This is a genomic window from Kitasatospora sp. NBC_01300, assembly GCF_041435235.1.
GTDB lineage: Bacteria > Actinomycetota > Actinomycetes > Streptomycetales > Streptomycetaceae > Kitasatospora.
Window position 1 is genome coordinate 1,083,741 of record NZ_CP108409.1, and the last position, 26,082, is coordinate 1,109,822.

Genomic DNA, 26,082 nt, shown 5'->3' on the forward strand with positions numbered 1-26,082 from the left:
CATGGGCGGCTCGAACCCGACGGACCACCCGGCGCCCCCGGAGTCCCCTACGCCCCCTTCGTCCCCGACGCCCCCGGTGCTGCTGGTCGTCTACGGCCGGGGCTCGGCGACCGCGCGCGGGGTCCTGACCGCCGGGCGGCGGCTGTGCACGGCGGTCTTCTTCGGCGACCTCGGCGACCCGAAGGTGGCCGCCGACCTGGCCCAGCTGCCGAAGTCGGTCACCGTGGTGGACACGTCCGGCCTGACCGAGGAGCAACTGTGCGACCGGGCCGCCGAGTTCGGCGCCTCCGGAGTGATCACCTTCAGTGACCACCTGCTCCGGACGGCGTCCGCCGTGGCCGCGCGGTGCGGAGTGCCGTTCCACGACCGCGCCACCGTCGAGGTCCTGGTCGACAAGTTCCGCCAGCGCGAGGCCCTGGCGGCGGCGGGCGTACAGGCCACCGCCTGCCGGACGGTCCACTCCGCCGCCGACCTCGGCCCGGCCCTCGCCGCGACCGGGCTGCCCGCCGTCCTCAAGCCCCGCTCGGGCGCCGGCAGCGTGGACACCTGCCTGGTCCGCACCGCCGCCGAACTGGCCGACCGGTACGCCGAGTTCACCGAGGGCGTGGCGAGCCCGGCGGTGTTCGTGCTGGAGGAGTACCTGGTGAGCGACCCCACCGTGGTGGGGGAGTTCTGGGGCGACTACGTCTCGGTCGAGTCCGCGATCCGCGACGGCGAGATCCGCACCGTCGCGGTCACCGGCAAGCTGCCACTGGCCCCCCCGTTCCGGGAGACCGGCTACTTCACCCCGGCCCTGCTCCCCGCCGGCCTGGCCGACGAGGTCGTGGCCCTGGAGCAGCGCGCGCTGCGGGCGCTCGGTATCCGCGAGGGCGTCACCCACACCGAGATCAAGTTCACCCCCGACGGGCCGCGGCTGATCGAGGTCAACGGCCGCCTGGGCGGGCACGTCTCGGACGTCCTCAAGCGCTCCGCCGGGACGGACCTGCTCGCCCTCGCCCTCCGGCTGGCACTCGGCGCGTTCGACCCGCCCCAGCCGGTGCTCGCCCTGGGCGCAGGCTGCCCGAAGGTGGCGTTCCAGTACTTCATCTCCCCGCCCGCCGACGGCCTCGCCCCCGGCCCCGGCGAGGTGCTCGACGGCCTCCACCACCTCCCCGGGGTGGACCTGGTGGACGCCACGATCGACCCGTCCTGGCGGGCCGACTGGCGGGCCGGCACCGAGTGGCTGATCGGCACGGTCTACGGCACGGTCCCCGGGCACCCCGAGCTCCGGGCCACCGTCGAGGGCATCCACCGCACGATGGCCGACTTCTGGTCCTGACGGCTCCCTGAGCCCCCCTGCCTCGACCCCAGCCCCCTTCACCCCGCCCAACCTCGCACCCCTGGAGTCAACTTGCCGCGGCGCATACGCACAGCCACCCACGCGGCGGTGGCAGCCGTAGTCTCCGGCCTGGTCCTCGCGCTGCTCGCGCTGGGCATCGGGCCCGTCCCGGCCCTCGGAACCGCCCTCGTCCCCGGGGCCGGTGCGTGGGACTCCGCCGCCGGCGCCGAACTCCCGCACACCGAGACCCTCACCCTGGCGGGCCTGAACGCGCCGGTGACGGTCGCCTTCGACGACAACGGCGTCCCCACCGTCAAGGCCGCCTCCGACACCGACCTGTTCCAGGCCCAGGGCTACCTGCACGCCCGCTTCCGGCTCGCCCAGCTCGACCTGGAGCGGCGCGCCGGACGCGGACGCCTGGCGGAACTCAACGGGCCCGGGAGCGTCGAGTCCGACCGCTTCGAACTCCAGATGGGACTCCTGCGCACCGCCGAGGCCACCTGGGCCGCCACCGCGCCCGACAGCCCGGCGGGCCGCGCCCTCACCAGCTACACCCGGGGAGTCAACGCCTGGATCTCCGAGCTGCGCCACAACGGGCAGTGGCCGGCCATCTTCTCCCTCACCGGCGTCTACCCGGCCGACTGGACCCCGGTCGACAGCCTGGTCATCCAGGAACTCCTCACCCAGAGCATGGACTTCACCAGCACCCCGCTGGACTACGCGATCTTCCGGGAGTCCCTCGGCGAGGAGCGCACCATGGACTGGTTCCCGGTCCACGCGCCCAACGACCAACGGCCGTACGACGTCGGACCGTACCGCGACCTCGGCATCGCGCCGCTGCCCCCGAACGTCAACACCGCCGGGCCCGACGGCCAAGCCGCCGCCAACCGGTCGGAGCCGCGCCCCGCGCCCGTCGCCCCCACCGGGAAGCCCGACCCCGCCGGGGAGGCGACCGCGGCCCACACCCTGCTGGACACCATCCGCGCGCTCCCGGCCACCCAGGTCCACACCTTCCCGGACAGCAACGCCTGGGCGGCGAACGGCCCGGCCGTGGCGGGCGGCAACGCGATGCTCGCCGGCGACCCGCACCTGCCGATGACCCTGCCCTCGTACTGGTACCAGATCGCGCTGTCCTCGCCGGAGACCGACGTCACCGGCGCCAGCATGGCCGGCATGCCCGGCGTGCTGATCGGCCGCAACGCCAACATCTCCTGGTCCCTGACCGACGGGCAGAACCAGTCGACGGTCTTCTACAGCGAGCAGACCAGCCCCGACCACCCCGGCCAGTACTTCTGGAACAACGCGTGGCACCCGATGCAGCGGGTGGAGTACACCATCCCGGTCCGGGGCGGCGACACCGAACACCTCGCCGTGGACCTCACCGTGCACGGGCCGGTCCTGACCCGGGCCGGGCAGACCACCTCGGTCAGCTGGATGGGCAACATCCCCTCCCCCGACCTGGCCGTCCTGCTCTCCGTCAACAAGGCCCGCGACTACCAGGAGTTCCGCACCGCGCTCGCCGACTGGCACGCCCCCACGCTCAACTTCGCCTACGCCGACGGCGGCGGCAACATCGGCGTGGTCGCCGCCGGGTACTTCCCCCTGACCAAGGGCGGCAACCCCTGGTTCCCGCTGCCCGGCACCGGCGAGTACGACGTGGTCGGCGCCATCCCCTTCGACGCCACCCCGCAGGTCTACAACCCGCCGAACCACGTGGTCGCGACCGCCAACCAGCGCCCCGTCTCCGCCGACTACCCGTACTACATCGGCACCACGCTCAACGCCTTCGACAACGGCTACCGGGCCAACCGGATCTACCAGTACCTGGAGAGCCACCAGGCGATGACCAGCGCGGACTTCACCACCCTGCAGAACGACGTCACGGACTACCTCGCCACCGTCATCCTGCCGCACCTGAAGACCGCCCTGGCCGACCAGAAGCTCGACCCCCGCCAACAGGCCGCCCTCGACGTCCTGAACCGCTGGGACCACACCATGAAGCCCGGCGTCGCCGGCGGCCCGATCTGGTGGACCTTCTGGAACGACTACCTGGAGACCACCTTCCAGCCCTGGTGGGACCACGCCAAGGTGCCGGTCGAACGCGACCGCCTGTACCTCAAGGTCTCCAGCGCCCTGCCCAGCCTCGACGAGAACCTCGAAGCCTGGACCCTGCACGACCCGACCAACCCGGCCTTCACCTCCCCCGGCGGCCCGACCCGCACCGCGACGGACGCCATGCGCACCGCGTTCGCCCAGGCCGTCTCCGAACTGTCCCAGGACCTCGGCAACGACCCCGCCACCTGGACCTGGGACCGCGTCCACACCCGGCAGATCCCCTCCCTCACCGGCGCCGAAGCCCTCGGCTACGGCCCCGAGCCCGCCGAGGGCGACCGCTGGACCGTCAACGCGGCCGACGGCGGCATGAACTCCACCTTCGGCCCGAGCTGGCGCATGGTCGTCGACTGGAAGGGCCCGAACACTGCCACCGCGCAGGCCGTCTACCCCGGCGGCCAGAGCGAGAACCCGGCCTCACCCTGGTACCGGAACTTCATCCCGTACTGGTGGGAGGGCCGAAACCCGCCGCTCCTGATGGCCGCCGACCAACCCGCCTCCACCAAGGTGTGGACCCTGCGACCGGGAGCCTGACCACCATGACGACCCCCCACCTCCGCACCCTCCTCCCCACTCTCCTCGCCACCGTGGTCATAGCCCTCGGCTCCCTCTACTCCCTCTGGTACCTCCCCTTCCTCTGCGGCCTCGCCCTCGGCACCACCACGGCCCTGCGCGGCCAACGAGCCCGCACCGCCGTCCTCACCGCCACCACAGCCGCCCTCGCCGGCTGGGCCGCCCCCCTCCTGTGGCGCGCCGCCACCGGCGAAGCCGTGGCCGGCACCGCCCGCACCCTCGCCGCCCTCGCCGGCCTCCCGGCCCTCGCCTCCCTGATGATCACCGCAACCCTCCTGATCAGCCTCCTCCAAGCCCTCCTGGGCGTCTGGCTGGCCCGCACCACCACCGCCACCCTCCGCCCCACCCCCTGACCCCATCCACCCACCCACCCACCGCAAACGATGGCCCGGCCCGCTCAGCGGCCCGGGCCATCGTCGTTCCGTGGTCTCGGTTTCGGTTTGCCGACCAAGTCGACGGCCTCGGCCGACGTATCCACGGGACTCCGGGCCCACATCCGCCCAGACGGAGCTGAGGTCGAACCCCCCGTCCCAGGTGTTCAGCAGTGCCTCGAATCACCGCCTGAATCAGATCCTCAGCAGCACCCCCGGCCGCCAGGGCCTTGAAACACCAAGGTCATATCCTGGCCGATCATGCAGAGCATTGACTGGGACGACGTCCGGGGGCGGGTATGCGCGGTGCGCGAGGAGCAGGGGTGGAGCGGGCCGGGGGCTGAGCTGGCTGCGCCGCTGACCGAAGTCCAGGTGGTGGAGGCGGAGCGGCAGTTCGGGATCACGTTTCCGGCGGACTACCGGGAGTTCCTGCTGCGGGTGAGTGCGGGTGGACGGTGGCCCAGGGAGTTGCGGCGGGGACCCGACGGATGGCACTGGGCAGAGGACGCGGACACCCAACTGGAGCGGCTGCACGTGCCGTTCCCCGATCACGACACCGCGCTGGCGGCGAGTGACGAGGTGTGGGAGAAGTTCGTACGGGAAGAGGACTACGCCAACCCTGCCGACTTCGAAGCCGCCCGGGACGCTCGGAACGAGGCCGTGGAGGCGGCGGAACGGGACCGGGTCACGGGCGGTGTGTTTCTGGCGGGCCATGGCCACAACTTCAGCACCCTGCTCATCGTCAGCGGTCCGGATCGCGGCAGTATGTGGTTCGACGGCCGGCCGACCTGCGATCGCCTCAACCCGCTGCTGACGGATGCGGGGCGACCGGCCGGCTTCGGCGAGTGGTACATCGACTGGCTGGAGCACGAGGAGGGTCTGACGACCCCGGAGCTGGAGAAAGCCGCTCGCGACCAGTGGCACCGCGGTGTCGGCACGCCCATCTGGCTCCGCTGGTTCGACGACTGGGAGGACAACCGCCGCGGTCGGTAGCCCACTGGCCACGAAGGCGCCGGTCATCGCCAGGGCCCTGGCAGGGGCCACGGCAGTGTGATCGGCAGGGAACGGTCACCAGGCGGCAGTGATGTGAGCAGACTGGAGTGATGAACTCCGGGACAGGGCTTGGCAGCGGCGCTTGGGGCTTTCGCAGCACGGGAAGTCGGACCGGCCGACTTCCCGTGCTGAGAGCGGGATCCGTAAGGCGCTCCCTTAAAATCCCACGGTGAAGATCTGGACGGAGCGCCCTGCCAAAGCCGACGTCGAAGCGGTCGTCTGTCGCTACTTCAGTCTGCTCCGAGCCGGCCGGATCCCCGAGGGGCCACGAGGGCACCGGCTTCTACATCGAGATCACCTACCGCGCGCGGATCATCGAGGTGTCATTGAGCTTCTGGGTGAAGCCCACCAACGCCGGCTGGGTCCTCGCGGGACCGGCCACCCTCTGGTAGGAGGACGAACGAAACGCAGCACGATCCGGACGCCGACGCAATCTCCAGATGCCCGCTCAGACGGTCGTCGACTGGAGCTGGTGCGGCATGTTCCAGCCCTCGGCGAGCCTCGACGGGTGAACGTTGGCTCCCCCGCCGAAGAACTCGCAGAACTTCATGATCAGCGGATCCCAGCCGAGCGGATCCACGTAGTGCGTCCCGGGGATGACGAGGCTCTCCTCGACATGGGCGCGAAGGACCTCGACCTCGAAGGCGGTCGCGTGCGGCTCGGGACCGCCGAAGGGGTGGGCCGAGACGACCTTGCACTCCAGCTGGACCGGGCATTCCGCGACCCTGGGGGGCCGGACCAGGTCCGACGCCTGCTCGGTCAACTGCGCGACCGAGAACTTCTCCGGCTCGTACCGGTAGCCCTGCTTCACCTTGTAGTCCGCCACGACCGGCTTCCCGGTGGTGAGCGCGATCCGGTCGACGGCATCGACCATCGCCGACGAGGGCAGGTTGAGCACGCACTCGCCTTCCCGCAGCAGGTTCGCGGTGGTCTGGCCGTTGTTGCCGAGACCGAGCATGCAGGATTGGCCCAGCCACCACACCGAGGACATCGGCGCGAGGTTCGCCGTGCCGTCCTCGTTGAGTGAGCTGATCAGCACCACCGGAGTTCCGAAGTACAGGACCTTGAGCCCGGGGACGACGTGCATGCGCTGTGCCTTTCGCGAAGTGCCGGACGAACAGGTCCGCGATCAGGAACACGAACCGTCGCCGACTCTCTCGTGGGCGAGACACCTGCGCTGGCGGAAATGTGACACCGCGTTTCGGCCGAGTGCGGTCGAAGACGGCAGCGGCAACGGCAACGACGACGCTACGGTCCGGGTTCGGGGCGGCCGAGGACGGCGTCCGCTTCGCTGAGCATGCGCCGCCGTTCGGCCAGAACGCCGTCGAACGCGGTGGCGTTCTGCTGGATCAGGGTGCGCTGGACGGCGGTCTCAGCCTCGTTCCAGATCCGGACGAGCCCGGTCTCCTGTTTGCAGACGACGTCCGCGAGGGCGGTCGTCCGTTCCTCGCCGGTGGCTCGTTCGGACGGCCAGGTGCCGGTCTGGAGCGGCGTCGCGTAGTCGTACCCCGCCCGTTTCATGCACCGGGACCACGCGGTGACGACGGCCACGACCTCCGGCGTCTTCGCCGACTGCTCGAAGGACTCCTGGTTGGCCGACCGGACCACGTAGGCGTCTCCCGGGTAGCCGGTAGTGCCGGTGATCCGCCGCGCGGCGGACTCCTGGCAGCCCTGCGGGCCGGTGAGCGCCTTCATCTGTGCCGGGGAGAGCGGTGCCTGCGTCGGGGCCGGGTGGTCGGGCAGGTGGTAGCCGACGGTGCGGGCGCCGGTGGCGCTGGTCAGACCGTAGCGCCGTTCGTACCGGCCCAGCAGGGGTGCCTGGACGCCGGCCGGGGCGGGCGGTTGGAGGCCGGCGCTTCGCAGGCAGTCGGCGACCAATCGGTCCAGGGCGGTGTGCAACCGGGCCTCGTCGGCGGGCGGGAGGAAGTACGGGTCCAGCGGCAGGGAGATGACGGCGGGGCCGTCGGTGGCGGCCCCGGGCGTGAAATCAGGTGTGACCTCAGGTGTGACCTCAGGTGTGACCTCAGGTGTGACCCCGGGTACGGCCTCCGACGTGACGGCGGCGGAGGAGGGCGGCGTGCCGGTGGCGCCCCCTCCGCTCGTGGAAGTGGAGCAGGAGGCGAGCAACAGGCAGCAGGTGACGACAGCTACGAGCGGGGCCGCGAGCGGGGCGGCGAGCCGTGGTGCGTTCATGGTGACGTGGCCTCGAATCTCTGCGCCGCCGGGCCGTCCGACCAGTCGGACGGCCCGGCGGGGTGCTGCTGCGGTCAGCCGTTGACGAGGAACGAGGCGTCCTCGTTCTTCGTCCTCACCAGGTTGCCGTTGCCGCAGGCCACGATGAGGTCCGAGGGCCCGGACCAGTTCTCGTTGTAGAACACCTGGACGTTGCCGACGCAGTGGCCCGGGTACTGGTAGGTGGCGGAGGCCGCGTTGTTCTTCACCGCGGTGCCCTGTCCGGGGCCGGGCGTCAGGAACGCGCCGGCGTTCGCGAGGTTGTCGAAGCCCTTGAACCCGGTACTCAGGTCCCAACCGGCCACCGAGCCGCTCTGGTTGGCGTTGTACCAGAGGCAGAAGGCCCTGGCGCCGAGGCAGTTCGGGTTGTTCGGCGCGGCCTGCGCGGCGGGCGACACGGCCAGCGTCGCGGTGGCCACCGTCCCCGCGAGCAGCAGGGTGGTGAGGATGCGTCGAGTCTTCATGGTCTTCCTCCTGGAGTCCGAACGCCCCGAGGCGGGGCGGATCCCGGTTCGGGTGCGTTTCGGTGCGACGGGTACGGGGGGCCGGTCCATCGGTGCCGCCACGTCCCCCGTTCGTGGCGGTGGTGCCGTCGGCCCCCGGCTCCGTCTTCGGGTTCCCGGTCCGGAACGCCGCCGTGGGGGGCCGCGTCACGGGACCTTGAAGTGTCCGAAGATCCGATGGAGACTCCACCGTGCGGGCTAATTTGATTGTCCATCAACAAAAAACCGACACGGCCCAGGTGAGCGGCGGACAATCCCGCTTCGGCCGCCGGACAGGACCGGACAAAGGGTCGGACAGGACAGGAGGCACGGTGGGTAGTGCTGGACGACCGCAGGGACAGCTCAAGGGAGAGACGGAACAGGCGAACGCCCTGGCCCGGTTCGTACGGGAGGTGACGGGCGGGGCCACGGTCCGCGAGCTCGCTCAGCGGTACCCGGCCAGCAAGACCAGTTGGAGCGAGTACCGCTCCGCGGAGAAAGACATTCCGTGGCACCTGCTCGAACGGCTGGTCCACGACTGCGCGGTGGACCCGCAGGCCCGAACGGTGTTGCTCGTCCGCGCCCGCGCCCTGCACGAGCAGGCCGGCCGGGCGGCGGCCGGGACAGCCCCCTCGCACGCGGAAGGGCGGTCGGCCGCGCGGCAGGCCCTGGAACGGGCCCGGCAGGCGCAGCGCCAGGCCGAGGCGGGCGTGGCCCAGGCCGAGGACCTGATCCGCGTGCTGGTGGCGATCGTGGCCGAACTGCGGGGCGAGCTGAGCGCCGGCACCGAGGACGGGGCGGGTCCCGGTGGACGGGTCTCGGACGGCGGGTACGCGGCGCAGTCGCGGCGGTCCCGGCTGCGGGAGGCGACGCGTTGCCTGGCCGAGGTGCGGCGCATCAGGGAGGACACGTGCCAGGTGCAGCGGACGGCGGGCTGGGAGGAGGACACCGTCGGGCTCCTGGTCGACCAGGAGCGGGCACGGGCCCAGGAAGACGGTGGTCAGCAGCCGGGTGCGGAGCTGGTGGTGGACGGCGGGGTCCAGGCGCACCTGCCGGTGCTGCGGCGCTTGGAGGCCGACCTCGTGGAGGTGCGGGAAGCACTGGCCGACCAGTGCCGGGAGGTGAGCCGGATGGTCCGGCCCACCGCGGCCGGGTCCGGGATTGTCCGCGGCGAACTGGTCCGGGCCCCGGACAACCCGCCGACCAGCCCGCTCGCGCTCGGCCCCCCGCCCAACGGCCCCGCGGTCATCAGCCCCACGGTCATCGGGCCGCCGCTCGTGGGGCCGCTGCGAGGAGGGCCGCTGCGGGGAGGGCCCGCCGATGCGCGGCGGCATCGCACGGCCCGGACCGGTGCGGCCATGGGGGCGACCGCGGTGCTCCTGGCCGGGGCGCTGGTGTTGGCCGGGGTGCTGGTGGGCATACGGCTCGGCACGGCGCCCGCCCCCGTCGACGCGCTCACCCGGGCGGCCGGCGCGGGCGCAGGCCCCTCGGCGCCGGCGGGGGACAGCCCCTCGCCGTCGGCACCCAGCACGCCGCCGACCGCCTCGCCGTCCATCTCACCGACCGCCTCACCGGCCGTCCCACCGACCGTCCCGCCGCCCGCCTCACCGGCCGATCCTCGGACCGCCGGACCGGGGAGCGCGCCGCTGGTACCGGCACCGGCCGGTACGCCGACCCCCACCGCAGGGTCCAGCACCCCACCGGAATCCGTCGTCCCCTCCCCTTCGGACGGGAACCGCGCGCCCATGAAGTCCTCGCCGTCGCCCAGCTCCATATCGCCGCCGACGGCGGAACCCTGGACGCCCGACCGGCTCGGCGGAACCCCGATGGTCCCGCCGACGGGGTCCGTCTCCATCAAGAACGGCAACAGCCTGCAGTGCGTGGCCACATCCGGCGGCACCCGGGAGGAAGGCCAGGAAGCCCAGCAGTTCCCCTGCGGGGACTACCCCGACCACTTCTGGGAGAGCCAGAAGACCTTCACGGACGCCGAAGGCAACACCTACTACCGGCTCGTCAGCTACAACAGTGCCCTGTGCCTCACGGTCCAGGACTCCAGCACCGAGGCCGACGCCCGGGTGATCCAGTCCGCGTGCAAGAACGACCCCGGGCAGTCCTGGAGAATCGAGAAGTGGCCGAAAGGCATCCGCTTCGTCAACGGCAACAGCCACCAGTGTCTCGCCGTCTCCTACGGCAGCACCGCCCCGCGCGCCCCACTGATGCAGTACCCCTGCGGAAACTACCCGGACCACTACTGGAGCTACGGCCCACGCCGGTAGCGGAGCGGTCCCCCCGGCCCGCACGGCCGGGTGGCAGACCGCCCGGGCGACCCGTCTCCCCCTGGCCACGGTGGCAGGTCGGCGAGCACCCTGTTCAGGCCCGTGCGGCAAGCAGAAGGGCCGCCCCTCCGAGGGCAGCCCTTCTGCGGATTCTGCGGCTTCTGCGGATTCGGCGTCAGCCGCCAACCCGGCGATGGAGGCCGCCCGTCAGCTCCGGGTCTGCTGCCGGGAGGAGGTGATGAACTGCAGCAGGTGTTCGTTGACCAGCTCGGGGCGTTCCAGGTTGAGGCCGTGACCGGCTCGTTGCACGATCTCGGCCCGGACTCCCGGGATCAGCGCGGTGACCCGCTGGAGGACGTGACGCGGGCGGAGCAGAGCGCTGCGCCTGCCCAGCAGGACGAGGGTGGGCAGGCGGATGGAACTCAGTTCCTCGTCGGTGAACGGCCTGGCGGCGGGGCGGGTGTTCGGCTTGTAGCTGCGCATGCCGAGCATCAGGGGGGCGATCATCTCGGGCGGCGAGCTGAGTGCGGGGTTGGCGAGCAGGCGCCCGAGCGCGGGGCGCAGCGGCCGCGGGGCGAGCATGCCGAACAGGCCGCCGATCATGTGGGCGTAGAACCGGGCGGGGACCTTCTCGATGCCGCCGGGGTCCATCGGCGCGATCGAGGCGAGGCGTTCGGGTGCGTGGATGGCCTGGTTGAGGGTCAGCCAGCCGCCGTAGGAGAGGCCGACCAGGTGGATGCGGTCGAGTCCGAGGCCGGCGAAGACCTCGCCGAGCCAGGCCGCGTTCTCCTCGGAGCCGGCCGCGACGGCGCGTTGGACGCTGCGGCCGGGGTCGTCGAGCGTGTCGATCGCGTAGACCGGGTGGTGTTCGCCCAGGGCGGCGATCTGCGGGTACCAGTTGGACGGGTGTCCGGCGTGGCCGTGCAGCAGCACGATCGGTTCGCCGGTTTCGGGTCCGTAGTGGTGGACGTGGACGGTGCCGTAGCTGGTTTCGACATCGAGTTCCCGGCGGGGGGCCGGCCACAGCTCCATCGCGCGGTCGTAGGCCTCAAGGAACTTCGTTCGGGCTTTCTCGCTGACGAAGTGTCCGACGCTGGTCCTGGTCATGGTCCCTCCCGGTGCTCGGAATGCACGAAACAGCAGCACTTGATGGTATGTTTGTACCATAAAAACGTCTGGAGGGAACCCGATGCCGAAGCTGGTGGATCACGAGGAGCGACGGGCCCACATCATCGACGCCCTGCTGCGCACGGCGGCGGACACCGGGCTGCACGCCGTCACCATGCGGTCCGTCGCGATCGAGGCGGGTGTCTCGGTGCGGCTCGTGCAGTACTACTTCGACACCAAGGAGCAGTTGCTGCTCGCGGCGCTCACCCGCCTGGCCGCACGGATGGGCGAGCGGATCCAAGAGCGGGTCCAGGGACGGATCCAGGGACGGGTCGAGGAACGGGTCCGCGACCGCGCCGGGGCGGCCGGGCCCTCGGCGTCACCGCGCGACATCGTCGAGGCGGTGCTGCTGGAGTCCGTGCCGACGGACGAGGAGAGCCGGACCTTCCACCTCGTCTACACCGAGTACGCGGTGCTCTCCATCACCGACCCCGCGCTCGCCGGGCAGTCGTTCCTCGCGGCGCCCAACGAGATGGAGGACTTCCTGGTCGGCCAGCTGACCGCCGCCCGGCAGGCCGGGGACACCGATCCGCGCATGGACGCCCGCCAGGAGGCCGTCGTCCTCCTGGCGGTCTCCGCCGGCCTGGGCCTGAGCGTCCTCCTCGGCCAGCGGACGGCGGACGACGCGGTGGCGGTCCTGCGCTACCACCTCGGCCGGCTCTTCCCCGGTTCGTAAGCCCTCGACGGCGGCAGAAGCAGCCGCCAGCCGTAGGCGCGGCCGGGCCGGGGGCGTCAGAGCCGTTCGGGAACGGGATTGCCGACGGCCTCGATGGCGCGGCGGACGGGGACCTTCAGCAGGAGGACGAAGCCGATGAGGAAGAACACCAGCAGGGAGATGATCGCCGAGCGGTAGCTGCCGGTGATCTGGTAGGCGAGGCCGAAGAGCAGCGGGCCCATCCAACTGGTGCCGCGGTCGCTGACCTTGTAGACGCTGAAGTACTCGGCCTCCCGGCCGGCTGGGATGAGGTGGGAGAACAGCGAGCGGGAGAGCGCCTGGCTGCCGCCGAGCACCAGGCCGATCATGCAGGCCAGGACGAAGAACCAGACGGGCTGGTGAGCGGGAATGAAGTACCCGAGGGCGAGGGTGGCCACCCAGCCGACCAGGGATCCGAGGACGGTCCGCTTGGCGCCGTAGCGGCGGGCGATCCGGCCGAGGAGCAGCGCGCCGCCGATCGCCACGATCTGGACCAGGAGCACGGCCGCGACCAACGAGGTCTGGTCCATGCCGAGTTCCTCGCTGCCGTAGAGCGAGGCCTGGGAGACGACGGTCTGGATGCCGTCGTTGTAGCAGAGGAAGGCGCCCAGGTAGAGCAGCGTGAGCGGGTACTGACGCATCCCGCGCAGGGTGCGGGCGAGTTCGCGCAGGCTGCCGGCGGCGGGCCGGTCCGGCGTGGCGGCGGGCCGGGCCGGCGCAGCCGGGGTACGGCCGGACACGACCGGGGTGCGGTCGGGGGCCGCGCCCGCCCGGGAGGGCAGCCGCAGCATCGGGACGAGCGTGAACAGCGCCCACCACAGGCCGGCCGAGGCCAGGCAGATCCGCACGGCGGTGCCGGAGGACAGGCCGAGCGCGTCGTGGCCCTGGAACAGCGCCAGGTTGGCGATCAGCAGCAGTCCGCCGCCCGCGTAGCCGTAGGCCCAGCCCTTGGAGGAGACCGCGTCGCGCTCGTCGGGGGTGGCCAGGCCGGGAAGGTAGGCGTAGGAGAGGGCGACCGACACCGCGTACGCGATGTTGGCGACCACCAGCAGTGCGCCGCCGAGGAGGTAGCGGTCGCCGTCGAGGAGGAACATCCCCATCGTGGCGACCGCGCCGACGTAGGCGAAGCCGCACATCAGCTCCTTGTGCCGCCCGGTGCGGTCCGCGACCGTGCCGGTCAGCAGCATCGCCGCGACCGAGAGCAGCACGGAGAAGGAGACCGTGTACGGGAAGAACGACCCGGCGCGCACCGACAGTCCGAGCGGGTGCACGTCGCCGGCCGCGTCGGCGGCGTTCTTGGCGACGGTCGTCAGGTACGGCCCGAGGAACACCGTCAGGACGGTGGCCGAGAAGGCTGCGTTGGCCCAGTCGTTGATGTACCAGCCGAACCGTATCCGGCGCAGGGCGCTGTCATCGGCGGCGGCCGCCTCGCGCTCCGGCGGGCCGTCCGGCAGATCGTCCGGGAGACGGTCCGGCAGGTTGTCCGTGGTGCTCGTCATGGGGATCCCATCACCGTGCTGGAGCCGGTGCTGCCGTCGCTCCAGCAGCCGCGCTCGCCGAGGACGTCCCGCAGGACGTCTATGCGATCGGCCATGATGCCATCCACACCGAGGCCGAGGAGAGCCCTGATCCGTGTGGGATCGTCCACAGTCCAGACGTGAACCTGGAGGCCGAGGCGGTGGGCGGCGCGCACGAAGGCCCGGTCGACGACCCGGACGCCCCGGTGCCGCTCGGGCACCTGCGCGCACACCCCGGCGAACGGCGCCCCGGCGAACCGCGACCCGAACCGCGACCCGAACTGCGCCCAGGAGCGCGCCCCACGCCCCCGCAGCAGCGGCCCGGCCAGCGAACGCAGCCGCAGCCGGGCCACCTCGCGCGGGCCGAGCGAGGTGGCCAGCCGGGGGCCCGCGGCGGCGCGGACGGCGGCGAGGCGGCTGTCGGAGAAGCCGCCGACGCAGACCCGGTCCCAGGCGCCGGTCCGACGGATCGTCTCGACCAGCGGCCCGACGGCGGCCGCCGCCTTGACGTCGACGTTGAAGCGGGCCCCGGGGAACGCGTCGAGCAGGTCCTCCAGCAGCGGCACGGGTTCGGTGCCGCCGATCCGGGCCTGCCTGACGGTGTCCCAGGGCAGGTCGGCCACCGCACCGGTGCGGTCGGTGACCCGGTCGAGGCGGGTGTCGTGAAAGGCCACCAGCGCGCCGTCGCGGGTGGCGTGCACGTCCGTTTCGAGGTAGCGGTACCCCAGGGCGACGGCGGCCGCGAAGGCGGCGAGCGAGTTCTCGGGGTGGCCGAGGTCACCGCCCCGGTGTGCGAAGGCGAGCGGCCCGGGGTGGTCGAGGAAGGGGTGCATGTGGTGCTCCGAGCTGCTGGGATGCGCGTTACAGTATTACGCACCCTGTCAAGCAGTAACGCCGGTAACGCCGGTACCGCCGGTACCGCCGGTAACGCCAGTAGTCCCATCAGTGCCATCAGCACCAGCAGTACCGCTACCGCCCGGATCGTCGACGCGGCGCAGATCGTAGAGGTACGACCTGCCAGCCTTCCAGCTGCGCCAAGGGCCGAGCGGAGGGATCAGCTCCTGGTCGCCCGTCCGCCCCGCCAGCGGCCCGGAGTTGGCGACCCCGTCGGCGCCGACGGTGCACCAGCCCCGCTCCGGCAGCCACCGGCACCACACGTCCAGGTCCACCCGCCTGTACGACGGCCTGCCGTTGAACACGCCGTCCGCGCGGAAGTGGTACACCAGACCGTCCAGGCGGCGAACGAACTCGATCGACACGACGGCTCCCCCCATCGGACACCCGAAGGGCCAGGCTACGCCGCGAGCCCGGCGGAGACAGCGAAAGTGCGTTGCACGGCCGCCGACCTGACGCATAGGCTCACGCCATCGACGTGTAGCTCAGCAGCAGAGCACCGGGCTCTGGACCCGGAGGGCGCAGGGGCGGCACCTGCCACGTCGGCCTATGGACGACGACGCTGACCAGCAGCACCCTACCGGGGCCGGGATATCCGCGCACTACCCGCAGCGCCAACTGGCCCTGGCCCGCGCATTCCTGACCTCGACGGCCCACCCCGACGACAACTCCGGCACCGACTCCCACGCCGAGAACTGGCGCAACGCCGAGGCCCGGGTTGCCCGCTGGCGCGCCGTGCTCGCCGGGATCGCCGACGGCCGGCTGGCCATCGGCTCGCGCACCCCGGTGGCCGGACTGCCCGCCTGGGTGACGCCCGAGGTCGTACGGGGCGGCTTCGCCACGTCCGCCGCGAGCGCCGAGGGCCCGCTCCAGCCGTACGAGCACGAGGCTGCGGCCCTGGCCGGGGTGGCGGCCGAGCGCGGGGCGCTCTTCGCGTACTGCCTCACCGAGCCCGGCCTGTCCCGGCTGTACGACCTGCTCGACAGCGGCGGCTACGAGGCCGCCGTGCCGGAGGAGGCGGCGCTGCTGACGGTGGCGTGGCTCGCGCGGGCCGGGGACGCGGCCGGCGCGCTGGAACTCGTCGACGTCCTGGAGCCGTTCGCCGACCGGCTGCGCTTCACCCCCCGGCCGTCCGCGCTGCCCGCGCCGGACGCCGAGGCGGTGCACCGGCGCACGGTCGGCGACGCCGTCACGACCCTCACGGGCCGGCGGCCGAACGCCGCCGTGGAAGCGCAGCGCGAGGCGCTCACCGTCTGGCAGCCCTTCGGCGACCAACTGCTGGCCCACTGGCTGGAGACCGCCGAGGCCGGCCGGGTCCTGGAGCGTACGCCCGACAGCGCCTGGACGGAGCGCGGCGCGGTGCTGCTCCGCCGCTACGAGGAACTCGCCGCGGCCCACACCCGCTGCACCAAGCACCGCGACCCGAAGGAGAACCTCGGCATCCTGCGCGGCGCCCGGGCGGAGACCGCCGCCGGCCGGCCGCTGGACGCGCGCCGCCTCGGACTGCTGCGGCACGCGGTGGCATCCATGGTGCGCCGACGCGGCCGGCCGGGCTCCGACCGGCACACCGAACTGCGCACCCGCCAGGCCGTGCAGACGGCCCAGCCCTCGCACCACGACCTCGCCCAGCTGGTGCTGCGCCGCCTCTCCGGGCTGCCCCAGGAGACGGGCGTGGCCGACGTGTCCCCGCTGGTCGCCGACGTCTCGGCGCACGAGGCGCACGAGGCACACGCGACCCCCGCCGGCCACACCACCCGTCTCCCCGCAGGCACCCCGGTGCCCGCAGCGATCCGACAGGTGGTGGAAGCCGCGCTCAGCGCCCCGATCGACACGCTCGTGGAGCGCGGCATGGTGCCCTCGGCCGAGGTCCTGGCCGAACTGGTCCCGCAGCTCGTCGCCGTGGCCGGCGCCCAGTCCTACCCGGACGAGGCACTGCGCACCCTGATGGCGGCGAACTACCGGGCGTTCCGCAACCGCCGCTCGCTGCTCCTGAGCGACCTCACCGGGCAGGTGCGGGTCGACGAACTGCCCTGGGTACGGGCCGTGGCCGCACACCGCGTCGGCGAGGACGGCCGCGCACCCGCGCGTACCGCGCTGCGCCGGCTCGGCGAACTGGCCGTGCAGGCGTTCCCCGGCACGCTCCTGCCGAACGCGCTGGTGCGCGAACTCGGCGTGCTCGCCCGGCAGGCCGAGCTCGACGCGCCGTTCGTGGAGGAACTGGCGGCGGACATCTTCACGGGCACCTTCACCCCGAAGTACCTTGCGGCGGCCCGGGCCGCCGCGGACCTGCTCGGTGGCACGCTGTACGAGCGCTACTACGCCATCGACTACGCGGCCGTCCACGACCTCGCGACCGCCGAGGCGGGCAAGGCAGACAAGGCGGGCAAGGCGGGCAAGGCAGGCAGGGCGAACAAGGCCCCGGCGCGAGGCCGACGCCCCCGCTCCTCCCCCGGGTTCACCGAGCTGTGCGCGCAGCGCGCCGAGGTGTCCGGAGGATGGTCGATCGCGTCCAACGGGAAGATCATCGAGCAGGCCCAGATCCTCACCACCCACAACCTGGCCACCCTGGTCATCCGGGTCGGCATCAGCCCCGAGCCGGGCTGGGACGACCTGGCCTGGCGCAGCTTCACCACCGTGTGCCGCGCGACGGCCCGGATCCACGACAACCTGCGGCCGCTGTCCACCATCAAGGACGCGGCGTACGCGTGGCGCCAGCTGGTGTTCCACCTCTCCCTGTGCGAGCCCGCCGCGCAGGCCCGGGTCATCGCCGGACTGCGGGGGGAGGCCGCCCGCCACCCCGCCCACGTCGCGGCCCGTCTCGCCCCCGCCCTGGCCGGCCTGCGCCAGGCCGCCCGCGGCGGCGCCGCGGACGCGGACGCCGGGCGCCGCCTCCTGGGCTGGACCACAGGACCGCACTGGCTCCACCCGGCCCCCAGGACCTGACCACCCGCGCACCGCCCAGGCCGAACCCGCCGCCGCCAAACCAGGAAGCCGTCGGCGCCGGCGGGTTCGGCTGGTTGGGCGGCGACCCGAACGAGCTCCAGCAGGTCGGCCGTCCGGTGGGGTGGTCTTCGCCGGTGGGTGGCTGCTGACCGAGGACGGCCCTCGAACGAGTGCGACCCGCGCCCACAAATCACCCGATCGAGTGAAGGTCGAACGCTCTCCGCCAATTCGGCACCCCGTCACCGATGATGCGCTTGGCGCGACACGGGGGCACCCGCCATCCTGCGGGCGCCCCCGCGATCCGTGCCGTCCATCCGCCGACGAACCTCGGAGCACACATGCGTCGCCCCACCACCGCCGCCGCAACCGCACTGACCGCCGCCATAACCGCGGCCATGCTGACCGGACCGGGGGCCGCCGTCCCGGCCCACGCGGACACCGCACACATCCCCGTCATCCTCATCCACGGCCGCAACGCGGACCCCGGAGTATGGGGCACCCTGATGACCGGCCTCCGTTCGAAGGACGTCCCGGCCTTCGCCTGGGGCTACGACACCTCCCGGTCGACCAACGAGGTCCTGGCCGGCGAACTGACCCAGTACGTCGACAACGTTCTGAGCCAGACGGGCGCGGCCAAGGTGAACATCGTCGCCCACAGCCTGGGCAGCCTGCCGAGCCGCTGGTACATCAAGTTCGGAGGCGGCAACCAGAAGGTCGCGAACTGGATCTCCCTGGCCGGCCCCAACCACGGCACCTCCCTCGGCTACCTCTGCGCCCTCTGGGACCAGGGGTGCAAGGACATGACGCCCAACTCGTGGGTCATCAGCCACCTCAACCAGGACACCGAGACCCCGGGTCCCACCCGGTACACGACCTTCTGGTCCCCCAAGGACGAGCAGATCTCCCCGACCACCAGCACCAAGCTGAACGGCGCCACCAACATCGAGACGGACGGCCTCAAGCACAACGACTTCCTGACGAACCCCGACGTCCTCGACAAGGTCACCGCGATCCTGACCAGCTGACACACAGCCACACCACCGCCCCGGCACCACCGGCCACCCGCCGTGTACAGATCCTCGGCGCGGTGGCCGGCCCCGCCGCGACAACGGCGCGACGAGCACATCTGCGTCGCCTGCCGGTCAAACCCGTGGGCGGCCGCCGGTGGCGGGGCCTCCTCGAAGGTGACCACGGTGTGGCGGACGTAGTGCGCGAAGATCTCGGCCACGGCGTTCAGGTCGGCCGGAACCGCCGGGCGGATCACTGACTCCATGGCGTCCACAACGGGAGGGTGTGGGCCGCGCTGCGCGGGCCACCGACTCGGGCCGTCGGCCGCGACTCTCCGATAAATCAGAGCGCGAACCCGGACAATCCATGGACCAGGAATACGGGCGAAATCGCCGGAAAGAAAAGGTGGAGATAGGAATCGAACCCATCTAAACGGCCCTGCAAGCCGTCGCCTCGCCACTCAGCCACTCCACCGCGGCAACGAGGGAAACATTACACGCACATGAACGGGGATTACCCGGCGACGCCGATCTTTCACTCCAGAAGACCCTTAATGCGTTTAGTGCTATTTCTCTCGACATGGTGTCGACAGGGTCCGGTGGGCCAGCGCGGAAAAGTCGCGGTGCGCTAGCCTGTGCCGATATCTCCGACCCGATGGGATTTCACTGATGGCCGTCGAGGAATCATGGTCCACCCGTACCACGGAGCTGCGCTGCGGAACCGCTGCGAACCGGTGCCAGTACAAGAGCCTCCCCCTGCGCGACCTTCCCCCGCTCGGTGTCGTGCGCCGCGCCCGGATCGTCCGCGAAGGCCTGCGTGAGCGCCGCGCCGCCGTCCCGACGCCCGGCCGGCCCTCCCGCTTCACCGAGGGAGACTGGGTCCGGGTGAAGGACGAGGCCACGGTGCGCGCCACCCTCGACGCCAAGGACCGCCACCGCGGCCTGTGGTTCACCCGCAGTCAGTGGTCGTTCTGCGGCGGCGTCTACCAGGTCGAACGCATCGTGCGCCGCATGATCGACGACCACTACCGCGTGCGGCGCCTGTCCGGCACCGTCGCCCTGGCCGGCGCCACCTGCCACGGCGCGGACGGGGCCCAGGGCTGCGGACTGGACTGCGCCCTGCTGTTCCGCGACGAATGGCTGGAGCCCGCCCCCGCGCCGGTCCCCGCCGCTCGGCCCGCCGCCCTCTGGGCGACCGTGCGCAGCCTCCCGGAGATCCACGCCACCCTCGACCCCGACGGGCGGCTGGACGGCGTCCCCTTCCAGCCGGGCATGGAGCTCCACGCCGACACCCGCCACAGCGCCACCGAACTGCGCCACCGCTCCCTCGCCTGGTGGCAGCACCCCACCAAGGGCCGCTGGTTCATCCTCAACGGCCTGCGCTGCGGCGGCGAGCCGCTCGCCACCGGCTGCGACCGCCGCTGCGCCCTGCTGTGGCACGAGTCCTGGCTGCATCTGGAACCCGCCGCCACCGCCCACTGACCTTCCGCCACCGCCCGCCGCCCGCCGACCACCGCCCTGCCGGGCACCGCCCTCCGCGGTGCCCGGCAGGTTTTCGTCGCCGGCAGGTCCTCGCCGGCCGCCAGCGCCGCCAGCGCCGTCAGCGCCGCCAGCGGTCGCGCACCAGCTTCGCGGCCAGGTGCAGCGGCCCGTCCCGGTCACCGACGTAGCAGCGGGGAAGCGCGTACACCCCGCTGTGGACCCCGGGGCTGACCGCGCACCCGTACCCGTAGCCGGCTCGCGCCACCGCTTCCACCGCGGCGGCGTCGAGCGAACCGTACGGGTAGCAGAACCCTTCGACCGCCTGCCCCGTCAGGTCCTCCAGCACGCGGCGGCTGTCGGCGACCTGGGCTGCCAGCTCCCGCGCGCCCAGGCCCGCCAGCCGCCGGTGCGTCAGCCCGTGCGAGCCGATCTCCAGCCCGGCGGCGGCGGCCTCGTGGACCTGGCACGCCGTCATCAGCGGCTTGCGCGGACCCTGCCGGTCCCAGTCGTTGTATCCGCCCAGCCGGTCGGCCACCACGTAGACCGTCGCCGTGAAGCCGTACTCCGCCAGTGCGGGCATGGCCTCCTCCACGAAGTCGCGGTATCCGTCGTCGAAACTCAGCCCCACCATGCCCGCCGCGCCACCACCCCGGTGCGAGCGCATCAGGGCGCCGACCGACACCCCGCGCAGCCCGCGGGCGGACAGCCAGCGCAGCTGGCGGCGAAAGCGCGCAGGGTCGACGGTAATCAGATAGGGATCCTCACTCGTTGACGCCACCGAGTGGTACATCAGCGTCCACGGAAAACGCCCCGCACCTCCACCGGCCGCTTCTTCCGGACTGTTGCGTGGTCGAATGATTCGCATGTTCTGCTCCAGCTGTCCGGCGGCACCGCCTGTGCAGGTGGCCTTCAGGGAAATTGCATTCTGGCAGCGTCGTACCCGGCTTCCATTCGCGCCAGGCGACTCCGCCCCATTTCACCCGGATGCCAGCCCAGAAGTCGCCCGACGAGTGCCCGGCCCGCACGGCCCGAATACCGGTTCCGCCCCGTCCGGAACCGGCCGACGTTTCACCTGGCCGCGACGGCGGCCGGTGCCCGTGCGGCGGCTCTGGCGGCATCGAGCGCGGCCCGGACCCGCGCCGCGCCTGCGGAGGCGATTCCCGTCGTGCGGCTGTCGTCCGCAGGGCGGCTGACGAGGCCCGCACACGCGCGACAGATGCCGGGTTGGGGGACGGGGTCGTGGCACTGGGCGCACTCGGCGTAGCCGGCCGCTACGGGCCGTGCGGCGGCCCGGACGGGCGGCATCTTGCGCTCCAGGCGGTAGCGGAGCACCGCGACCGCCGAGTACACCGGGGCGGGCAGGCCCGGCAGCAGGGCCCGGGCGAGGTCGGCGGGTGTGCTGCCGCGCTCCAGCCACTGGGCGACCAGGGGCGCGAGTTCGCGTGCCTCGGCCTCGCCCAGGCTCAGGCGCGGTTCGGGGCGGATGACCCGGAACAGGGTGGCGACCGCCTCGCGGAGCCGTTCGTCCGGCGCGTCCTTTTCGGAGTCCCCCTCCCGCCTTTCCGCCCCCAGGGCAGCGCCAGGCTCTCCGGACTGCCGGGAGGGGAGGGAGGGTTCTTTCACCGGGTTCTTTACCAGGGCGTCAGCGCCGCCGGTGGTCCCTTCGCCGGGGGCCGGACGGTTGGCACCCGGCGGCATCAGCTGCGGGGTGTCGTGGACGTGGGTCTCGGTGATGATCGTGCCGTCGGGCATCCGGATCTTCTCGACCCGGTAGAAGCCCGCCTCGGCCAGCTCCTTCAGCGCCTTGCGAATGGCGCAGCGCCCCTGGGGGCTGGTGTCGGCCATGTGCCGGCCGTCCTCGCGCCAGCCGTCCGGGCGGGAGAGGAGGTCCGCGAGCAGACCGCGAGCGGTGTAGGACAGCCGCCGGTACTGGAGCATGGTGTTGGGCAGCACGGTGAAATCGCGCACGTGGGCGCTACGATGGACGCGCATCGGGAGGTGCTTCTCCTGTTGCCGGGCCCCGGAGCGTTGGCGCGCTGCCGGGGTCACCTATTTGTGGTTAGGTCACGGAACGTACCACAACTATCTGACACACCAAGCGTGTTGACGCCAGCGGCCGGATCATATTCAAATCCTCCCGCCGACGGCCGGCACGAAGTGCGGCCAGGACCACCGAGGCCTTCCACGGCTGGACCCGGAAAAGGGTTCCATGACGGCCCCGACCGGGGGTTATCCCCCTCTCGCATGGGCCCGCTGCCCGGATGGATCGGTGGATCTTGAACACCCAGGCTGAAGGCATACGAATTGCCGATGCATCCGGCAGGGTGCACAAGGAGGGTTCCCCCATGACCGATCGTTCTCGCCCGCTTCGACGTGCCCGCGCCTCGTCGTCCGGGCCGGGGCGAGGCATCGCGATGGTGGTGGTGACGGTCGCCACCGGTCTGGCCGTGGGAGGCGCTCTGCCCGCGTCCGCGGCACAGCCCCGCGGCTCCGGGTGAGGTCGTGCGGCAAGGCCTGGACCGCCTGGTGCACGAGGACAAGTACCCCGCCGCCCTGGCCTCCGACCTCGGCCGCGACGGGCGCACCCGCAACTACGCTGCCGGCGTCGCAGACTTGAGCACCGGGAAGAAGGTGCCGGTCGACGGGCAGGTACGGGCGGGGAGCAACACCAAGGCGTTCACCGCCACGGTCGTCCTGCAACTGGTCGACGAAGGCAAGGTCGCCCTCGACGCCCCGGTCGAGCAGTACCTGCCGAACCTGGTGCGCGGCGAGGGCATCGACGGCCGCCACATCACGGTACGTCAGCTGCTGCAGCACACCAGCGGACTGCCTGACTACGTCGACTTCGTGGGCGACCTCGTCGGCACGGAGCGCCACACCTACCTCCAGCCCCGAACCCTGCTCGACCTGGCGCTGGCGCACAAGGCGCTGTTCGCCCCCGGGACCAGCTGGGCGTACAGCAACACCAACTACCTCCTGGCCGGCCTGATCATCGAGAAGGTCACCGGCCGTCCGCTGGCCGAGCAGATCACCCACCGGATCATCGAACGCATCGGACTGCGCCACACCTACTTCCCCGGCGCGGGCGACGAGGGCATCCGGGAAGCACACCCCCAGGGCTACTACGCGCAGCCCGGGGGGCCGTTGGAGGACGTCACCGAGATGGACCCCTCCTGGTCCTGGGCCGCCGGGCAGGTGATCTCCACCCCGAGCGATCTGAACCGATTCTTCTCCGCCCTCTTCGGCGGCAAGCTCCTGAAGCCCACACAGCTCGCCCAGATGCGGACCACCGTCGAGGTCCCCGGCGGAATGTGGCCCGGTGCCCGGTACGGGCTGGGAGTGACCAGTACGCCGCTGAGTTGCGGCGGCCTGATGTGGGGGCACGGCGGTGACATCCCCGGTTACCAGACGCGCACCGGCGTCACCGATGACGGCCGCGCCGTCACGGTTGCCGTCACCGCCGACACGGCGCCCACCAAGCAGGGCCCCTCCGATGTCCTGGCCCTCCTCGACGCCGCCCTGTGCAGGTGACGGCCGAGGCTCCGTAGTGAGAGTGGCCGTGGTTGGCGTCGCCCAGTTCCAGGATGGCGTCGGTGGTCGCGGCGACTCTCAGAACCCCCTGCACGCGCCGCCGCCCGAACTCATCGGTCCCAGGAGAAGAATTGTCCGGCAGTCCCAACTTCATTGCCAGCAGTCCGCCGACGGCCCGCCGCCCACCGATCGGCCCGCCCCGATCGCCCTCAACCGCTTCGCCGAAACTCAGGGTGCGGCGGCGCGTCGGCGGCTGGTTCGGCCACTGCTGCGTTGACCGTCAACGACGAGTGCGCGCAGAGCACACTGCGGAGCCGCACGGCAACTACGGTTCTTGCACGGCGAGAAGGCCGAGTCCGCGGAATCCCGGTTGCCGCCCCTGCACGTTCGCTCGGGGGGAGCCGAGGGATCCTCAGCGAAAGGAAGCCCGAAGTGCACCGGACAACTGCTCACCCGCTGCGACGGACGACGGCGTTGCGCCGGGTGGGGAACACGATCGCGGCCGCGATGGCCGGAGGCGTCCTGCTCCTGGCCGCCCCGGCCCCTGCCGGGGCGGTGGAACTGGACTGGCGGGGCGTCGGCGTCAGCAGCCTGTCCTACATGAAGACGGTGACGGTCAACGGCAACACCTACGACGTCACCAGGGGCCTCGACAACGGCATCTGGTTCCGGTTCAACAACGGCGCCTGGCAGCCGCTGGGCGGCTTCCAGGCCCAGAGCTACTACTCCCCCGCCATCGTGCAGTGGCAGGACCGTGTCATGGTCGCCCACCAAGGGGTGGACAACCAGATCTACTGGACCGCCGTACAGAACCCGTCCGCGAACCAGTGGGAGCCGTGGCACCGCATCGAGGGTGACGCCGCCGCCTGGGGCGGCATCTCCCTGGAGAGCCTGGGCAGCACGGTGCTCTTCGACTGGGCGGACGTCAACGGCCTCTACCGGATCACCAGCGTGCACACCCGCCCGGACGGCACCCGCTCGCAGACCGCGATCAGCTTCCCCAACAGCCAGTGGCACGTGGGGCCGCAGGGAAGCGGCACGACGGGCACCCGGCGACCGAGCCCGATCATGACCTGGAACGAGGCGGCGGGCGGCGAGATGGAGCACATCTACCTGGTCGGAACCGACAACCACGTCTGGCAGATCTGGCGCAACCCCGCCACCGGGGCGACCGGAACCGCGAGCCAGGTACCGGGCGGGGCCGTGTGCATCTCCGGGGTGTCGGCCGCGCGGATGGGGTACCAGGACTACACCGTCGCCCCGGGCGACCCCCAGTACGCCAACCAGCGCCGGCAGATGCTCGCCTGCATCGGGGCCGACGGCTACGTCTGGATCAACACCTCCTCCACCGGCGGTGACACCTGGGACGGGTGGCGCCAGCCCGCCGGCGCCCTGGCGCCGTCGACGGACACCCCCGCGATCAACGCCACCGTCAACGAGTTCAGCATCGACATCAACTGGAACGGAGCCCGCAGCGGTCTCTTCCCCGACCACGCGATCGTCGAGAAGAGGATCCGGTAGCGGGACGAGGGCACCGGCGGGCGACGGCGTGGAGGCCCGGACGGCTCGCGGCGCGGGGCTGTCAGCCGACGGACTTCGCGTCGTCCGCCAGTACTTCGACGAGCCGCCGCTTGACCGCGTCGCGATGCGGGACCTGACGAGGCGGCTGCCCCGGCTGCGGCGGGACGCCGAGGTCGGTGAGGAGGTAGAGCATCCGCAGGGTGCGCAGCGCGTTGGACACGTATGTCGGGGTGGTGCCCCGGGCCACGGCCCGGAAGTCGGCGCCGATGTCGTCGAGCCAGGCGACGGACCGGTCCGCGGTGAGCTTCGGGTTGGTGAGGGTCAGCGCGATCGCACGGGCGAGCCGGTCGTCCTCCCGTTCGGCGTACAGGTAGTCGGTGGGCGCGAGGAGCCGGGCGGTCGCGAGGTCCAGCATCTCGACCGGTTCGACCTCGCGGTGGCAGCCGAGGGCACCGAGCAGGTCGGCGCCGTGCGCCACCGCGTGCAGCCAGCCCAACTGCGCGTCGTGGCCGCGCAGATCGCTCTCCGCGGGGTACCAGCGGACGAACGCGTCGAGCCATTCCTGCCGGAGGTCCCCGCGGCTGACGATCATGTCCAGGACCAGCGGCGCGAACGTGCGGGCCTGAATCGGCGAACCGGCCGCGAAGCGGGCCGCCATGTCATCGCCCAGGCGGACCCGCCGGTCGCCGTCGATGACGTCGCGCTCGATCCAGGTCCGCAGCACGACGTACGGGTAGCCGTCGCGCACCTCCGGGTCCGGATCCCGCAGGCACTCCGCCAGTTCTGCGGTGAGCTCGTCCAGATCGCCGCCCGGGGGCACCGCACATGCGTCGGAGTAGATCTTGTACCAGTCAGTCACGAGCAGCGAGGCTAGCCCGCCACGGACGGCGTGACCAGCGATTATCCGGA

The 26,082-nt window shown here is 71.9% G+C and carries 21 protein-coding genes and 2 tRNA genes; 12 read left to right on the plus strand and 11 right to left on the minus strand.

Annotated features, from left to right (window positions below; translation table 11 throughout):
- Position 1 precedes the first annotated feature (1 nt).
- The 4 genes from OG556_RS38070 to OG556_RS38085 all read left to right on the plus strand — a co-directional run bounded on the left by OG556_RS38070 (position 2) and on the right by OG556_RS38085 (position 5,367).
- On the plus strand, positions 2-1,318 hold the full coding sequence (locus tag OG556_RS38070; RefSeq protein WP_331744780.1) for an ATP-grasp domain-containing protein: 1,317 nt from the start codon (positions 2-4) through the stop codon (positions 1,316-1,318).
- A gap of 108 nt (positions 1,319-1,426) precedes the next feature.
- Positions 1,427-3,964, plus strand: a complete 2,538-nt coding sequence (locus OG556_RS38075) for a penicillin acylase family protein (RefSeq protein WP_371523122.1) — start codon at positions 1,427-1,429, stop codon at positions 3,962-3,964.
- Positions 3,965-3,969: 5 nt separating this feature from the next.
- Entirely contained in the window at positions 3,970-4,356 is a 387-nt protein-coding gene (locus tag OG556_RS38080) for a hypothetical protein (protein ID WP_331744782.1), read from the plus strand.
- A gap of 279 nt (positions 4,357-4,635) precedes the next feature.
- Positions 4,636-5,367 carry an SMI1/KNR4 family protein gene (locus OG556_RS38085; protein ID WP_331744783.1) on the plus strand — a complete coding sequence of 244 codons (732 nt, stop codon included), beginning with the start codon at positions 4,636-4,638 and terminating at the stop codon, positions 5,365-5,367.
- A 508-nt stretch (positions 5,368-5,875) separates the two neighbouring features.
- Here OG556_RS38085 and OG556_RS38090 read toward each other — a convergent pair.
- The 3 genes from OG556_RS38090 to OG556_RS38100 all read right to left on the minus strand — a co-directional run bounded on the left by OG556_RS38090 (position 5,876) and on the right by OG556_RS38100 (position 8,123).
- On the minus strand, positions 5,876-6,514 hold the full coding sequence (locus OG556_RS38090; RefSeq protein WP_331744786.1) for a flavin reductase family protein: 639 nt from the start codon (positions 6,512-6,514) through the stop codon (positions 5,876-5,878).
- A gap of 161 nt (positions 6,515-6,675) precedes the next feature.
- Positions 6,676-7,620, minus strand: coding sequence for a hypothetical protein (locus OG556_RS38095; RefSeq protein ID WP_331744789.1), 945 nt, complete (start codon positions 7,618-7,620; stop codon positions 6,676-6,678).
- A 74-nt stretch (positions 7,621-7,694) separates the two neighbouring features.
- On the minus strand, positions 7,695-8,123 hold the full coding sequence (locus tag OG556_RS38100; RefSeq protein ID WP_331744791.1) for a hypothetical protein: 429 nt from the start codon (positions 8,121-8,123) through the stop codon (positions 7,695-7,697).
- Positions 8,124-8,473: 350 nt separating this feature from the next.
- Here OG556_RS38100 and OG556_RS38105 point away from each other — a divergent pair, with 350 nt between their 5' ends.
- Positions 8,474-10,417 carry an RICIN domain-containing protein gene (locus OG556_RS38105; protein WP_331744793.1) on the plus strand — a complete coding sequence of 648 codons (1,944 nt, stop codon included), beginning with the start codon at positions 8,474-8,476 and terminating at the stop codon, positions 10,415-10,417.
- A gap of 207 nt (positions 10,418-10,624) precedes the next feature.
- Here OG556_RS38105 and OG556_RS38110 read toward each other — a convergent pair whose 3' ends face one another.
- On the minus strand, positions 10,625-11,524 hold the full coding sequence (locus OG556_RS38110) for an alpha/beta fold hydrolase (RefSeq protein WP_331744796.1): 900 nt from the start codon (positions 11,522-11,524) through the stop codon (positions 10,625-10,627).
- An 82-nt stretch (positions 11,525-11,606) separates the two neighbouring features.
- On the opposite strand from OG556_RS38110, the gene OG556_RS38115 reads away from it, so the two are divergent.
- Positions 11,607-12,260 (plus strand): TetR/AcrR family transcriptional regulator, encoded by a 654-nt coding sequence (locus OG556_RS38115; RefSeq protein ID WP_331744798.1) that lies wholly within the window; start codon positions 11,607-11,609, stop codon positions 12,258-12,260.
- Between the two features lie 56 nt (positions 12,261-12,316).
- On the opposite strand, the gene OG556_RS38120 is transcribed toward OG556_RS38115, so the two are convergent.
- Genes OG556_RS38120 through OG556_RS38130 form a run of 3 tightly spaced genes read right to left on the minus strand, consistent with a single transcriptional unit; the run spans position 12,317 to position 15,054 of the window.
- Complete coding sequence (locus OG556_RS38120) at positions 12,317-13,777, minus strand: MFS transporter (protein ID WP_331744800.1); 1,461 nt, start codon at positions 13,775-13,777, stop codon at positions 12,317-12,319.
- Positions 13,774-14,628: a glycerophosphodiester phosphodiesterase gene (locus OG556_RS38125; RefSeq protein ID WP_331744803.1), complete on the minus strand. Its 855-nt coding sequence runs from the start codon at positions 14,626-14,628 to the stop codon at positions 13,774-13,776. Before OG556_RS38125 ends, OG556_RS38120 begins: the two co-directional genes overlap by 4 nt.
- Before the next feature lie 48 nt (positions 14,629-14,676).
- Positions 14,677-15,054, minus strand: a complete 378-nt coding sequence (locus tag OG556_RS38130; RefSeq protein ID WP_331744806.1) for a hypothetical protein — start codon at positions 15,052-15,054, stop codon at positions 14,677-14,679.
- Between the two features lie 109 nt (positions 15,055-15,163).
- Between OG556_RS38130 and OG556_RS38135 the strand changes: the two genes are divergently transcribed.
- The 3 genes from OG556_RS38135 (at position 15,164) to OG556_RS38145 (ending at position 18,657) form a co-directional block, all read left to right on the plus strand.
- A tRNA-Gln gene (locus OG556_RS38135) sits at positions 15,164-15,235 on the plus strand.
- 3 nt (positions 15,236-15,238) lie between these two features.
- Positions 15,239-17,632: a hypothetical protein gene (locus tag OG556_RS38140; protein ID WP_331744809.1), complete on the plus strand. Its 2,394-nt coding sequence runs from the start codon at positions 15,239-15,241 to the stop codon at positions 17,630-17,632.
- A 338-nt stretch (positions 17,633-17,970) separates the two neighbouring features.
- Positions 17,971-18,657: a triacylglycerol lipase gene (locus tag OG556_RS38145; RefSeq protein WP_331744811.1), complete on the plus strand. Its 687-nt coding sequence runs from the start codon at positions 17,971-17,973 to the stop codon at positions 18,655-18,657.
- Between the two features lie 386 nt (positions 18,658-19,043).
- Here the strand turns inward: OG556_RS38145 and OG556_RS38150 are convergent.
- Positions 19,044-19,114, minus strand: a tRNA-Cys gene (locus OG556_RS38150).
- Positions 19,115-19,308: 194 nt separating this feature from the next.
- On the opposite strand from OG556_RS38150, the gene OG556_RS38155 reads away from it, so the two are divergent.
- A complete protein-coding gene (locus OG556_RS38155; protein WP_331744814.1) occupies positions 19,309-20,121 on the plus strand; it encodes a hypothetical protein in 813 nt (270 codons plus the stop codon).
- 118 nt (positions 20,122-20,239) lie between these two features.
- Here the strand turns inward: OG556_RS38155 and OG556_RS38160 are convergent, their stop codons facing one another.
- Positions 20,240-20,899 (minus strand): polysaccharide deacetylase family protein, encoded by a 660-nt coding sequence (locus tag OG556_RS38160; protein ID WP_363584418.1) that lies wholly within the window; start codon positions 20,897-20,899, stop codon positions 20,240-20,242.
- A gap of 290 nt (positions 20,900-21,189) precedes the next feature.
- Positions 21,190-22,113, minus strand: a complete 924-nt coding sequence (locus OG556_RS38165) for a hypothetical protein (protein WP_331744820.1) — start codon at positions 22,111-22,113, stop codon at positions 21,190-21,192.
- Between the two features lie 510 nt (positions 22,114-22,623).
- On the opposite strand from OG556_RS38165, the gene OG556_RS38170 reads away from it, so the two are divergent.
- Entirely contained in the window at positions 22,624-23,652 is a 1,029-nt protein-coding gene (locus tag OG556_RS38170) for a serine hydrolase domain-containing protein (RefSeq protein ID WP_371523123.1), read from the plus strand.
- A gap of 432 nt (positions 23,653-24,084) precedes the next feature.
- Positions 24,085-25,173: a hypothetical protein gene (locus OG556_RS38175; protein ID WP_331744823.1), complete on the plus strand. Its 1,089-nt coding sequence runs from the start codon at positions 24,085-24,087 to the stop codon at positions 25,171-25,173.
- 61 nt (positions 25,174-25,234) lie between these two features.
- On the opposite strand, the gene OG556_RS38180 is transcribed toward OG556_RS38175, so the two are convergent.
- Positions 25,235-26,032, minus strand: coding sequence for a DUF2785 domain-containing protein (locus OG556_RS38180; RefSeq protein ID WP_331744826.1), 798 nt, complete (start codon positions 26,030-26,032; stop codon positions 25,235-25,237).
- Positions 26,033-26,082 lie beyond the last annotated feature (50 nt).

Bases quoted from the DNA above. Each gene is read 5' to 3' on its own strand.
- OG556_RS38070 (WP_331744780.1), top strand. From the start codon at position 2: ATGGGCGGCTCGAACCCGACGGACCACCCGGCGCCCCCGGAGTCCCCT.
- OG556_RS38080 (WP_331744782.1), top strand. From the start codon at position 3,970: ATGACGACCCCCCACCTCCGCACCCTCCTCCCCACTCTCCTCGCCACC.
- OG556_RS38085 (WP_331744783.1), top strand. From the start codon at position 4,636: ATGCAGAGCATTGACTGGGACGACGTCCGGGGGCGGGTATGCGCGGTG.
- OG556_RS38090 (WP_331744786.1), bottom strand. From the start codon at position 6,514: ATGCACGTCGTCCCCGGGCTCAAGGTCCTGTACTTCGGAACTCCGGTG.
- OG556_RS38095 (WP_331744789.1), bottom strand. From the start codon at position 7,620: ATGAACGCACCACGGCTCGCCGCCCCGCTCGCGGCCCCGCTCGTAGCT.
- OG556_RS38100 (WP_331744791.1), bottom strand. From the start codon at position 8,123: ATGAAGACTCGACGCATCCTCACCACCCTGCTGCTCGCGGGGACGGTG.
- OG556_RS38110 (WP_331744796.1), bottom strand. From the start codon at position 11,524: ATGACCAGGACCAGCGTCGGACACTTCGTCAGCGAGAAAGCCCGAACG.
- OG556_RS38115 (WP_331744798.1), top strand. From the start codon at position 11,607: ATGCCGAAGCTGGTGGATCACGAGGAGCGACGGGCCCACATCATCGAC.
- OG556_RS38120 (WP_331744800.1), bottom strand. From the start codon at position 13,777: ATGACGAGCACCACGGACAACCTGCCGGACCGTCTCCCGGACGATCTG.
- OG556_RS38125 (WP_331744803.1), bottom strand. From the start codon at position 14,628: ATGCACCCCTTCCTCGACCACCCCGGGCCGCTCGCCTTCGCACACCGG.
- OG556_RS38140 (WP_331744809.1), top strand. From the start codon at position 15,239: ATGGACGACGACGCTGACCAGCAGCACCCTACCGGGGCCGGGATATCC.
- OG556_RS38145 (WP_331744811.1), top strand. From the start codon at position 17,971: ATGCGTCGCCCCACCACCGCCGCCGCAACCGCACTGACCGCCGCCATA.
- OG556_RS38155 (WP_331744814.1), top strand. From the start codon at position 19,309: ATGGCCGTCGAGGAATCATGGTCCACCCGTACCACGGAGCTGCGCTGC.
- OG556_RS38165 (WP_331744820.1), bottom strand. From the start codon at position 22,113: ATGCGCGTCCATCGTAGCGCCCACGTGCGCGATTTCACCGTGCTGCCC.